Source organism: Olleya sp. KJ81-1 (assembly GCF_055808135.1).
Genome location: NZ_CM147854.1, coordinates 2,844,165 through 2,856,493 on the forward strand (window position 1 = coordinate 2,844,165; position 12,329 = coordinate 2,856,493).

General features: G+C 32.3%; 10 protein-coding genes. 6 read left to right on the forward strand and 4 right to left on the reverse strand.

What is annotated here, in order from left to right:
- The first annotated feature begins 32 nt into the window (after positions 1 to 32).
- The 4 genes from ileS (at position 33) to AC0L3M_RS13360 (ending at position 5,181) form a co-directional block, all read left to right on the forward strand.
- Positions 33 to 3,440: an isoleucine--tRNA ligase gene (ileS, locus tag AC0L3M_RS13345; protein ID WP_473431085.1), complete on the forward strand. Its 3,408-nt coding sequence runs from the start codon at positions 33 to 35 to the stop codon at positions 3,438 to 3,440.
- Between the two features lie 4 nt (positions 3,441 to 3,444).
- Positions 3,445 to 3,828: a TraR/DksA family transcriptional regulator gene (locus tag AC0L3M_RS13350; RefSeq protein WP_145005623.1), complete on the forward strand. Its 384-nt coding sequence runs from the start codon at positions 3,445 to 3,447 to the stop codon at positions 3,826 to 3,828.
- A gap of 76 nt (positions 3,829 to 3,904) precedes the next feature.
- Entirely contained in the window at positions 3,905 to 4,531 is a 627-nt protein-coding gene (locus AC0L3M_RS13355) for a DUF4097 family beta strand repeat-containing protein (protein ID WP_473431086.1), read from the forward strand.
- Positions 4,532 to 4,554: 23 nt separating this feature from the next.
- Positions 4,555 to 5,181: a lipoprotein signal peptidase gene (locus AC0L3M_RS13360; RefSeq protein ID WP_473431087.1), complete on the forward strand. Its 627-nt coding sequence runs from the start codon at positions 4,555 to 4,557 to the stop codon at positions 5,179 to 5,181.
- On the opposite strand, the gene AC0L3M_RS13365 is transcribed toward AC0L3M_RS13360, so the two are convergent.
- The 4 genes from AC0L3M_RS13365 to AC0L3M_RS13380 are packed head-to-tail and all read right to left on the reverse strand — an operon-like array spanning position 5,178 to position 8,021.
- A complete protein-coding gene (locus AC0L3M_RS13365) occupies positions 5,178 to 5,741 on the reverse strand; it encodes a 5-formyltetrahydrofolate cyclo-ligase (RefSeq protein WP_473431088.1) in 564 nt (187 codons plus the stop codon). The two genes, AC0L3M_RS13360 and AC0L3M_RS13365, sit on opposite strands and share 4 nt — an antisense overlap.
- A 6-nt stretch (positions 5,742 to 5,747) precedes the next feature.
- Entirely contained in the window at positions 5,748 to 6,716 is a 969-nt protein-coding gene (locus AC0L3M_RS13370) for a succinylglutamate desuccinylase/aspartoacylase family protein (RefSeq protein WP_473431089.1), read from the reverse strand.
- A 3-nt stretch (positions 6,717 to 6,719) separates the two neighbouring features.
- Positions 6,720 to 7,598, reverse strand: a complete 879-nt coding sequence (rimK, locus tag AC0L3M_RS13375; RefSeq protein ID WP_145005641.1) for a 30S ribosomal protein S6--L-glutamate ligase — start codon at positions 7,596 to 7,598, stop codon at positions 6,720 to 6,722.
- Positions 7,599 to 8,021: an ATP-dependent zinc protease family protein gene (locus tag AC0L3M_RS13380; protein WP_145005644.1), complete on the reverse strand. Its 423-nt coding sequence runs from the start codon at positions 8,019 to 8,021 to the stop codon at positions 7,599 to 7,601.
- 148 nt (positions 8,022 to 8,169) lie between these two features.
- On the opposite strand from AC0L3M_RS13380, the gene uvrC reads away from it, so the two are divergent.
- Positions 8,170 to 9,963 (forward strand): excinuclease ABC subunit UvrC, encoded by a 1,794-nt coding sequence (uvrC, locus tag AC0L3M_RS13385; RefSeq protein ID WP_145005647.1) that lies wholly within the window; start codon positions 8,170 to 8,172, stop codon positions 9,961 to 9,963.
- Positions 9,960 to 12,191, forward strand: coding sequence for a patatin-like phospholipase family protein (locus AC0L3M_RS13390; protein WP_473431090.1), 2,232 nt, complete (start codon positions 9,960 to 9,962; stop codon positions 12,189 to 12,191). Before uvrC ends, AC0L3M_RS13390 begins: the two co-directional genes overlap by 4 nt.
- The last annotated feature ends 138 nt before the right edge of the window (positions 12,192 to 12,329 follow it).

Genomic DNA, 12,329 nt, shown 5'->3' on the forward strand with positions numbered 1-12,329 from the left:
AATTTCGCGACTCTATAACGAAATTAGAAAAAATGAGCGCAGGATTCACTGAATATAAAGGACTTAACTTACCAAACGTAGCAGAAGAAATTCTTAAATATTGGCAGGACAATAACATCTTTGAAAAAAGTGTAACAACTCGTGAAAACGCAGAGCCTTACGTGTTTTTTGAAGGACCACCTTCAGCTAACGGATTGCCTGGAGTACATCACGTTTTAGCACGAGCTATAAAAGATATTTTTCCACGTTACAAAACCATGAAAGGTTTTCAGGTTAAGCGTAAAGCTGGTTGGGATACCCACGGTTTACCAATAGAACTTGGTGTAGAGAAAGAACTGGGTATTACCAAAGAAGATATTGGTAAAACAATTTCGGTGGAAGACTATAATGCAGCCTGTCGTAAAGCAGTTATGCGTTATACTGATGTTTGGAATGACCTAACTCAAAAAATGGGATATTGGGTAGATATGGAAGATCCATATATTACCTACGAGCCTAAATATATGGAAACCGTTTGGTGGCTTTTAAAAGAGATTTACTCTAAAAAGTTAATGTACAAAGGGTATACTATTCAACCATATTCTCCAAAAGCAGGAACAGGATTAAGCTCGCATGAGGTTAATCAACCTGGAGCATATCAAGATGTAACAGATACAACTATTGTTGCTCAGTTTAAAGCTATTGAAAGTACATTACCAGACTTTTTACAAAACGAAGGCGATATCCATTTTACAGCATGGACTACTACACCTTGGACATTGCCAAGTAACACAGCATTAACGGTTGGCCCAAAAATAGATTATGTTTTGGTAGAAACGTATAACCAATATACATTTAAGCCTATTAATGTAATTATGGCTAAGGCTTTAGTTGCTAAACAATTTGCAGGAAAATCGTTTAATCAAGTACAGACTAAACCAGAACTTTTAGACTATAAAGATGGTGATAAGCAAATCCCTTTTTATGTTGTAAAAGAATTTAAAGGAAAAGACCTTGTTGGTATTAAATACGAACAATTATTACAATACGCATTACCAAATGACAATCCAGAGAATGCCTTTAGAGTCATTGCTGGAGACTTTGTAACGACTGAAGATGGTACAGGTATCGTACATACAGCACCAACATTTGGAGCAGATGATGCCTTAGTAGCAAAACAAGCTTCGCCAGAAATACCACCATTATTGGTAAAAGACGATAATGGAAACTTAGTGCCTCTTGTAGATTTACAAGGTAAGTTTAGACCAGAAATGGGAGAGTTTGGTGGAAAGTATGTTAAGAATGAATACTATAATAATGGCGAAGCTCCTGAACGATCAATAGATGTTGAGCTAGCGATTAAGTTAAAAGAAGAAAATAAAGCCTTTAAGGTTGAAAAATATAAGCACAGTTATCCACATTGCTGGCGTACAGATAAACCAATCCTATATTACCCATTAGATTCTTGGTTTATTAAAGTGACTGATGTTAAAGAAAAAATGGTAGCAAATAATGATACCATTAACTGGAAACCAAAATCAACAGGGACAGGACGTTTTGGTAATTGGTTAGCTAATGCAAACGATTGGAATTTATCTAGATCTCGTTATTGGGGAATTCCTTTGCCAATCTGGAGAACAGAAGATGGTAAGGAAGAAATCTGTATTGGATCTGTTGAAGAGCTTAAAGCCGAAATGCAAAAAGCAGTTTCAGCTGGTGTTTTAGCTAAAGATATCTTTGAAGATTTTGAGGTTGGAAACAATTCCGAAGAAAACTATGCTAAGTTAGATTTACATAAAAATATTGTAGATGGTATTGTATTAGTGTCACCTAGTGGACAGCCAATGCAACGCGAAAGCGACTTAATAGACGTTTGGTTTGATTCTGGATCAATGCCTTACGCACAATGGCATTACCCATTTGAAAACAAAGAAAAAATAGATAATAACGAAGCTTTTCCTGCAGATTTTATTGCAGAAGGAGTGGATCAAACTAGAGGTTGGTTTTATACCTTGCACGCAATTGCAACAATGGTATTTGACTCGGTTGCCTATAAAAACGTAGTGTCTAACGGATTAGTGTTAGATAAAAACGGACAGAAAATGTCTAAACGTTTAGGTAATGCCACAGATCCGTTTGAAACTTTAGATACTTATGGAGCAGATGCTACACGTTGGTACATGATTTCTAATGCAAATCCATGGGACAACTTAAAATTTGATTTGGATGGAATTGAAGAAGTAAAACGTAAGTTTTTCGGAACACTATATAACACGTATTCATTCTTTAGTTTATATACTAACTTGGATAAGTTTAGTTACGCTGAAGCGGAAATTCCATTAGCAGAGCGACCAGAATTGGATCGATGGATTTTATCAGAATTGCATACTTTAATTCAGAAAGTTGATGAGTATTATGCAGAATATGAACCAACTAAAGCAGCGCGTGCTATTTCAGATTTTACACAGGATTATGTAAGTAACTGGTTTGTACGTTTAAGCAGAAGACGTTTCTGGAAGGGAGACTATCAAACAGATAAGATTTCGGCATATCAAACCCTATACACTTGTATGGTTACCATAGCCAAGTTAGGAGCGCCAATTGCACCATTTTTCATGGATAAGCTGTATTTAGATTTAAACTCAGTAACTAATAAAGAGGCTTTTGAGAGTGTGCATTTAGCAGAGTTCCCTAAGTTTGACGCTAGTTATATTGATAAATCATTAGAGCGTAAAATGGAAAACGCGCAAACCATCTCTTCTTTAGTGCTATCATTAAGAGCTAAAGAAAAAATAAAAGTGCGTCAACCGTTGCAAAAAATTATGATTCCGATAGATTCAGAACAACAAAAAGAAGAAATTCTAGCAGTTGCGGATTTAATTAAGCATGAGGTAAACATTAAAGAAATCCAACTTTTAGAAGATGCATCAGATATATTAGTAAAACAAATCAAACCTAACTTTAAAACGTTAGGACCTCGTTTTGGTAAGGACATGAAAACTATCGCTGGAGCAATAAATAAAATGACTGCAGACGATATTAAAATTGTTGAACAAAAAGGAGAAATAGATGTTGATTGTAATGGAAAAATAGTTAAATTACAACGTGATGATGTCGAAATTACCTCTCAAGATATTGAAGGGTGGTTAGTTGCAAATGAAGGTAATATTACAGTAGCTTTAGACGTTACAATATCAGATGCTTTAAAAGAAGAAGGTATAGCTAGGGAGTTAGTAAACCGTATTCAAAATTTACGTAAAGACTCTGGATTTGAAGTAACAGATAAAATTAGTGTGCAATTACAAGAAGATGTTAACATCACGCAAGCGGTAAAAACAAACTTAGATTATATTAAAGCGGAAACTTTAACTGATGATCTAAAAATTATTAATCAATTAAATAGTGGTATAGAAATTGCTTTTGATGACGTAAATACCAAACTATTTATACAAAAAATTTAAAATTATGGCTTCAGATATTAATATTAGATATTCAGATAAAGAATTAGCTGGATTTAAAGTGCTTATTCAAGATAAAATAAAACAAGCTAAACATGATTTAGAACTTATTCAAAGTGCGTATATGAATGACCATAATAATGGTACAGATGATACATCACCTACATTTAAAGCGTTTGACGAAGGAAGCGAAACAATGAGTAAAGAATCTAATTCAGCATTAGCGATTAGACAAGAAAAATTTATTCGTGATTTAAAAAATGCTTTAATCAGAATTGAAAACAAAACTTATGGTGTTTGTCGTGTAACTGGAAAGCTAATAAATGCCAAACGATTAGAACTAGTACCTCATGCAACATTAAGTATAGAGGCTAAAAATATGCAACAATAATAAAAGATACAGTCTTTGATTTTATAAACGCTTCAATATATTTTGAAGCGTTTTATATTTAAAATAGTTTGACCTTTTGAAACTTAAAACTACCATTTTATTACTATTAATAGCAATTACATCTGTATGTGCTCAAAAAAGTACTGAAAAAATATGGAATGCAGATGTAATTAATACAATAGTAATAGATGGAGAAAATGTGTTTAATATTACGGTTTCAAATAGTCCATCTAACACTATCTTATTAAAGGTAAAAATTGAAGGTGAACATGCTAATCAATTAGTAATGGTTGATAGTATTGTAAACAAGCAATTGTATATATCCTCATCATTTCAGCCATTATTTGTAAAAGACAACGACAAATTAAGTGCGCACAAGGTTATGTCTGTAGAGTATCAATTGTTGGTACCTAAAAATATTAAATTAGAGATTAAAAGTAATATTGGATCTGTGGATTTGGTTGGGACGTATCCATCGGTTTTTATTGAATTAAATCAAGGAAATTGTAATCTTAAACAGTTTTTAGGAAATGCCTCCATTAACACGGTAAATGGTGATATTAATATCGAAACAGATCACGCAAAAGTAGAAGCTTTTACTAAAACGGGACAGATTACATTAACCCAATTTAAATTTTTAAAATTTAATCTAAATTGTCATACCATTAATGGTGATATAAAGATTACTAAAACTGAAAAATAGCACTACTTTTGTTTAATTAGATTATGAATTTCAAAAAAGCCACAGCATTAATTTTTGTTATTTTACTTATTGATCAAATAAGTAAAATTTACGTAAAAACACACTTTGTTTTAGGCGAAGATGTAACTGTTTTTAATTGGTTTAAAATTTATTTTATTGAAAATAGTGGTATGGCTTGGGGAACAAAACTAAGCGATATTTTACCATTTATGACGGATAGAACAGCAAAATTAAGCCTGACAGTATTTAGGGTTTTTGCTATTATTGGTATTGGATATTGGTTAGTTAATACTATCAAAAAGCAACAATCTAAAACATTAATATTAGCATTAGTATTTATTTTTGCTGGTGCCTTAGGTAATATTTTAGACTCTGTGTTTTATGGTGTTATGTTTGAAGACAGTATTAGTCAAGTTGCTTCTTTTTTACCTGGTCAAGGTTATGATAGTTTATTACATGGTAAGGTTGTAGATATGCTATACTTTCCGTTATGGAAAGGTTATTTACCAGAATGGATTCCAGGAATTGGTGGTGATTATTTTACGTTTTTTGAACCTGTATTTAATATTGCTGATGTTGCAATTAGTATTGGTTTTGGAATATTAATTTTCTTTAACGGAAAAGCATTTCCTAAAAATGAACAAGATTAAAATTTGTAAATCTGCTTCGGAGTTACGCAGTAATCCATAGGGATATCTCCATCAAAAACATCTTTAATTTCAGCTTCAGCTTCAAAAAAGGATAAGCCAACTTTAAGGGTATTGGGTTTGCAAGACGCTAATAAATTATCATAAAATCCTTTACCATAACCTACACGATTTCCTTTTAAATCAAACGCTAAAAGCGGTACAAATACGACGTCTATATTATGGTTTAAAATCTCAATGCCATCTATTGGTTCTGGGATATTATAATCACTTAATTTAAATGTGGTAGCGTCTGTTAGCAAATAGTTGGTTAACGTATTGTTGGTAAAATTACTTTTAGAAACAACTATGTTTTTATCCTTTCCTGATAAGATATTTAAAATATAATCGGTATTAACTTCATGTTGTGATGTAATAGTTAAAAATAAATGGTAAAAACTATAATCCCAAATAGGAAGGGTTAGTAACTGATTAGCAATAGTAATGCTTTGTGCTTCAATTTGATCTTGATTAAGTAAGCGTCTTACTGATTTATATTTTTTTCGTAATTCAATCTTTTTCATCTTAAACTATTTTAAGACTTCTGTAGAGATATGAAACAATGCGTCACCTTGATAAACAATAGGTGATTGATTAATATTAATTATGTAACCAGAGTGTTTTGCTTTAACAAAGTGATTAAATTTACCATAAGGATCTGTTATGTTTCCTATGTCATCACCTATTTTAACCTCTATACCAACTTTTATAGTAGCTTTAAACATACCAGAGTGTTTAGCACGCATCCAAGAGCTTTCGGTTATTTTAACACACTCTTTTTTAGGCTCTGTAACCTTAAATTGTCTGCGTAACATCCCAAAATGATTCATGATGCGTTTTGCACCATTAACACCTGTATTAGTAACCGTATTGTCTAAATCAAAAGATTTTCCACCTTCATAAAGTAAGATGGGTTTTCCTAATTTGTTGCACGCGTTTCTAAACGATTTATTAAGGTTTTTAGAATATAAAATAAATGGTGCTCCAAATATTTCGGCCATTACATCATCATCTTCGCTGCCTTTTTCAATACGTATTTGTGGTGCATTAAAACGATACGCACCTCCTGTATGAAAATCTACTATAAAATCTACATGTGGTATAACCTCATGTATCAACTCGTAAGCCACACGACTGGCTAATGACCCATTTTTTACTCCAGGAAACACACGGTTTAGATCACGACCATCAGGAAAAGCGCGAGCCATGTTTATAAAACCAAAAATGTTAAGTACAGGAATACAAATTGTGGTACCAATTTTAGGTTTATTTATCCCTTTAGAGATTAGTTGTCGTACAATTTCAATACCATTAATCTCGTCACCATGTATACCTGCTGTAAATAAAATAGTAGGACCAGGTTTTCTAGAGCGTTCTATAATAATAGGAACATCTACTGGAGTTCTTGTATGTAACTTAGCAACATTAAAACTGACCTCTGCACTTTGACCAGGTTTTATAGCTTCACCTAAAATTTCTAAAACGTCGTTTGTTTGCATCAATTATTTTTTGGTATTTCTTTCAATGTAATTAATAATGCTTTTAGCAATGTTTTTACCTGTAGCATTTTCAATACCTTCCAAACCAGGACTAGAGTTAACTTCTAGTAATAAAGGACCTCTGTCCGATTGTAGCATGTCAACACCACATACTGGTAGCTTCAATGCTTGTGACGCTTTCATTGCAACGCTTAATTCAGCTTCACTTAATTTAATAATCTGTGCATTTCCACCACGATGTAAATTAGATCTAAATTCACCTTCCTTACCTTGGCGTTTCATAGCTCCAACAACTTGACCGTCAACTACAAGCGCACGTAAATCAGCACCTTTAGCTTCTTTTATAAATTCTTGAACAATTACTCTAGCTTCTAAACCATTAAAGGCTTCTAAAACAGATTCGGCAGCATTTTTGCTTTCTGCTAAAACAACTCCTAAACCTTGTGTACCTTCTAGTAATTTAATAATTACTGGCACGCCACCTACATGTTCTATAACTTCTTCAACGTCTCTAGAGTAGTTTGTAAAAACCGTTTTTGGCATTCCAATTCCGGCTTTACTTAATCTTTGTAAACTTTTAAGCTTATCTCTAGATCTTAAAATAGCTTCAGAAGATGCTGTTGTAAAAACATTCATCATTTCAAATTGCCTTACCACAGCGCAACCATAAAAGGTTATTGAAGCACCAATACGTGGTATAATAGCATCTACATAATCTAAATAACGATCTTTGTAGTAGATGGTTGGTTTTTCTTTTTCAATAATAATATCACATTTTAAAGGATCTATTATTTCTATTTTGTGGCCTCTATTTTCGCCTTCTTCAACTAAACGGTCTGTGGAGTATAAGTTAGCGTTTCTAGATAAAATTACAATGTTCATTTATTTATTATAGTTAAAGGATTGGTTTTGTATATCGACATCTACTAAAAATTTTCGTTTTAAAAACTGTCTACCAATTAAAACCGGAAATCTCATATCGTCTCTTGTGCTTAAAGTTAAGTTAATCTTGTATGTTTTACCAAAAAAAACAACATCTGTTTTTATTTTATAACGGTTTTCTACAAAACCATTGCTGCTTTTTACATCAGTAAAAGTGTAATCTTTAAAAACTTTAGTTTTACTATTAAAATTAGGATGACCTTTGCTGTAAAATGTGCAATGTAAGCCATCTTCTTTAACTTCTACCAGAGAGCAGTGTATTGCAGACGTGTAAGCACCTGTATCTATTTTGCAGTCTATTTCAAAAAGATCTAACACTGGAAAGTTAATTTTGTCTGTTCTTCCTATGGTTTTTTTTGTCATTTGTAAAGTTTAAAAAGAGGTGCAAGGTACTAAATAACTAGGCGTGATTAATTTATTTTTAGGTTAAAATTTAGGTGATAAAGGTTAAGTTGTTTTTAAATAATTACCTTTGAATAACTATCAATTTTCTTCGATTTTAAAGTGTAAGATGAGTCAAACTTCTTTAGATGTACAACTTAAAACCCTTCCAGAATCACCTGGAGTTTATCAGTATTTTGATACAGAAGGTACAATAATATACATTGGTAAAGCAAAAAATTTAAAGAAGAGAGTAAGTTCGTATTTTACAAAAACTCACGAAAATGGTAAAACTAGAGTTTTAGTAAAACGTATTGCTAACATTAAACACATTGTTGTACAGACAGAAACAGATGCGCTTTTATTAGAAAACAACCTAATTAAAAAACATAGACCACGTTATAATGTTTTACTAAAAGACGATAAAAGCTACCCATGGATTTGTATAAAAAAAGAGCGTTTTCCAAGAGTATTTAGTACAAGACGCTATATAAAAGATGGAAGCGAATATTTTGGACCTTACACCAATATTAAAACGGTTTATACCTTATTAGATTTAATTAAAGGCTTGTATCAGATTAGAACGTGTAATTATGATTTGGCAGAAAGCAAAATCGAGTCAGGAAAATATAAAGTATGTCTAGAGTACCATTTAGGGAACTGTAAAGGACCTTGCGAAGGTTATGAGGATGAGGAAAGTTATAACCAAAACATAAAGGCAATTAGAGAAATTTTAAAAGGAAATTTTAAAGAATCTTTAGGCGAATTTAAAGCACAAATGAGCCAATATGCGCAAGACATGCAGTTTGAAGAAGCCCAAAAAATTAAAGAAAAAATTCAGGTTCTAGAAAACTATCAAGCCAAATCTACTATTGTAAACCCTAAGATTAGCAATGTGGATGTGTTTTCCATAGTTAGTGATGCAGGTCATGGCTATATTAACTTTTTGCAATTATCATATGGGTCAATAATTAGGTCACATACTTTAGAGATTAAAAAGAAGTTAGACGAGACAGATAAAACCTTACTAGAATTAGCAATTGTAGAAATCCGAGCACGTTTTAACTCAAGGTCTAAAGAAGTTTACGTACCTTTTAAAGTAGATTTAGGTCAAGATATAAAAGTAACTATTCCACAATTAGGAGATAAAAAACATATCTTAGACTTATCCGTTAGAAATGCTAAATATTACAGATTAGAGCGTTTTAAACAGGTAAAAATTACAGATCCAGATCGTCATGCTAATCGTATCATGGCACAAATGAAGGTGGATTTGCGATTAGGAGAAGAGCCAAGACATATCGAGTGTTTTGATAACTCTAACATACAAGGGACAAATCCAGTAGCAGCTTGTGTTGTGTTTAAAAACGGAAAGCCTAGTAAAAAAGATTATCGTCACTTTAATATCAAAACAGTAGAAGGTCCTGATGATTTTGCCTCAATGGAAGAAGTGGTATTTAGACGCTACAAACGTTTGTTAGAAGAAAAACAACCTTTACCACAATTGATAATAATTGATGGAGGAAAAGGACAATTATCTTCAGCTTTAAAAAGTTTAGATGCTTTAGGGTTAAGAGGAAAAATAGCCATTATAGGAATTGCAAAACGATTAGAAGAATTATTCTATCCAGACGATCCAATTCCCTTATATTTAGATAAAAAATCAGAAACGCTAAAAATAATACAACAGTTACGTAATGAAGCCCATCGCTTTGGGATAGAGCATCATCGTAACAAACGAAGTAAACAAGCATTAAATACAGAAATGGAAACCATTCCTGGTATTGGAGAAAAAACAATTGTAGAATTATTAAAAGTATTTAAGTCCGCAAAACGAATTTCAAATGCTAAAATTGACGAGCTAGAAGAGGTTGTCGGAAATTCTAGAGCAACAAAAATTTATAATTATTACCATAAAGAATGAAGCAGATATACATTATAATTATAACATTATTAGCGTTAAGTACCAATCTTAACGCGCAAGATACACAAGTTGCAGAGCCAAAGGTTGGTCTAGTATTAAGTGGTGGTGGAGCCAAAGGTTTTGCTCACATTGGTGTTTTAAAAGTTGTAGACAGTTTAGGGATTAGGGTAGACTATATTGCTGGGACAAGTATGGGAGCAATTATTGGGTCACTTTATGCTTCAGGATATTCAGGTAAACAATTAGATTCTATTTTTAAAGGCGTAAATTTTGATGACATTTTAAATGATAATATCCCAAGATCAGCTAAGTCAACCTATGAAAGAGAAATTTCAGAAAGATACGCAATAACACTACCCTTTGATCATCTTAAAGTAAAGCTGCCAACAGCATTATCCAAAGGGCAAAACACCTTTAATTTATTAACAAAATTATTGCTTCATGTAAGTAGTGAGGACGACTTTTCTAAATTACCAATACCTTTTTTCTGTATTGCTACAGATGTAGAGACTGGTCAGCAAGTTATTTTAGATAAAGGTAATTTACCACAAGCAGTTAAAGCATCAGGAGCTTTTCCTTCATTATTTCAACCAGTAGATATTGATGGTAAATTGTTAATCGATGGTGGTGTTGTAAATAATTACCCAATAAAAGAGTTAAAGGCAAAAGGCATGGATATTATTATTGGTGTAGACGTACAAGACGGATTAGCTAATAGAACAGATCTGTCTTCAGCACCACAAATTTTATTTCAGATAAATAATTTTAGAACCATTAATGACATGAAAATCAAGTCTAAAATGACTGATATTTATATTAAACCAGATATTTCTAAATTTAATGTCGTGTCTTTTGATGACGGAAATCAAATAATTCATAATGGAGAAGTTGCTGCAAAAAAAGAAATAGATATTTTAAAACAATTAAAAGCAAAGCAACATTACACACCAAGTAAAGAGCAAACAGACCTGTCTCCAGATAGTTTGCAAATTAATTATATAGAAACTAACGGAATAGATAAATACACAAGATCTTACATCCTAGGAAAATTAAAAATCAGACCTTACAGCAAAATTTCATACAACGACCTATCAGAAGGCGCTAACAATATTGTTGCAACCAATAACTTTGATAGCTTTTTTTACGAGTTAAAACCAGAACAAGACAATACTTACAAGATAATTACCAATGTGTCCGAAACTAAAAAAACAACCTTTTTAAAATTGGGATTACACTACGATGATTTATATAAAAGTGCAATTTTGGCCAACATAACTAAAAAGCAATTTTTATTAAAAAACGATGTAGTGTCTATGGATTTTATAATAGGTGACCACGTTAGGTATAACTTGGATTACTTTATAGATAAAGGGATATATTGGAGTGTTGGTTTAAAATCAAGGTATAACGAGTTTAGTCAAGGCATTGTAGCCAACGCATTTTTAACACCAACACAAATTAATACAGGCATAAATAAAATAAATGCCGAGCTCTCAGACTTTAATAACCAAGTTTACCTACAAACCCTTTTTAGAAATGATTTAGTATTATCACTTGGTGTTGAGCATAAAAAATTAAGAGTAAAAACCGAAACTATTTTATCCTCAGAAGATGAAACAGAAACACTTTTTGAAAACAGTAACTATGTCAGTCTTTTTGGAGAATTAAAATACGATACCTACGATAGTAAATACTTCCCGACAGAAGGCGTGCTTTTCTCTGCGCAAGGTAATCACTATGTGTATTCCTCAGATTTTTCAAGCACATTTTCTCCATTTACAATTCTAAAAGCCGAGTTAGGGTATGCCTTCAAAGTATCCGATAAATTATCATTTAATCTAGGTTCAGACGGAGGATTTAAAATTAATCCCAAAGCAAATCGCTTTTTAGACTTTGTCTTAGGTGGTTATGGTAATAATTTCATTAATAATTTTAAACCCTTTTACGGATACGATTTTCTGTCCATAGCAGCAGATTCTTACATCAAAGGGACCATAAGTTTAGATTATCAGTTTTTACCTAAAAACCACATAATGGTAGCAGCAAACTATGCCAATGTAGAAGACAGGTTGTATGATGGTACAGATTGGTTTTCATGGCCAGAATATTCAGGATACGCAGTAGGTTATTCGTTTGAATCCTTTTTGGGTCCCATAGAAGCTAAGTACACCATCTCTCCAGAGACTAAACAAAGCTATTGGTTTTTTAACTTAGGGTATTGGTTTTAATTGGGCGTTTTGTACTTAAACCTTTAAGGGTTTAAATACAACCAGGTCATCCATTATATCTTTTTTTGCCATATATGGCAGCAAAAAAAGGATGCCATTACTACCCTTAACGCAAGGTTAGACGCAATGGTCTTTTTT